This is a genomic window from Microbacterium sp. HMWF026, assembly GCF_003061325.1.
In the GTDB taxonomy this organism is placed as follows: Bacteria; Actinomycetota; Actinomycetes; order Actinomycetales; family Microbacteriaceae; genus Microbacterium; species Microbacterium testaceum_E.
In genome coordinates this window covers 3287-3795 of record NZ_QAJB01000467.1, presented here as the reverse complement: position 1 = coordinate 3795, position 509 = coordinate 3287, and the positions used below count along the sequence as shown (strand labels likewise).

The 509-nt window shown below is 74.3% G+C and carries 1 protein-coding gene; it reads left to right on the top strand.

Going from position 1 to position 509, the window contains the following annotated elements; all coding sequences use genetic code 11:
- Positions 1-509: DUF4397 domain-containing protein (locus tag DBR36_RS16900; RefSeq protein WP_219927684.1), on the top strand; the 509-nt coding region annotated here is incomplete at both ends.

The window sequence follows — 509 nt, the reverse complement described above, 5'->3', positions numbered from 1 at the left end:
TCCGCGGCCACCACCGCCCCCGGCGGGTGGGCGCGCGTGGCGCACCTCTCCCCCGACACGAAGTCCGTCGACGTGCAGCTGACGGCGCTCGCCGGCGGGGCCGTGGTGTACGAGCTCGACGATGTCGCCTACGGTGCGGTGAGCCCCTACATCCCCCTCGCCGACGGCACGTACGTCGTGTCGATGGTGCCCTCGGATGCCACCGACGGCACGCAGCCGGTCGTGCAGCAGTCGATCGACATCGCCGAGGGCGAGCCCCTCACGGTCGCCGCGTACGGCCGCAACGCCGACCTGAAGACCACGGTCTTCGAGGACGACCTCTCGGCCCCCGCCGCCGGCCAGGCGCGGGTGCGCGTCGTGCAGGCCTCGACGGTCGAGCCGACGGTGAACGTCGACACCGCCCAGGGGCGTCCGATCGCCCGCGACGTGCCCGCGGGCTCGGCGACGGACTACGCCGCTGTGCCGGCGGGTTCATGGGACCTCGAGCTGACGGGGGCGGACGAGTCCGC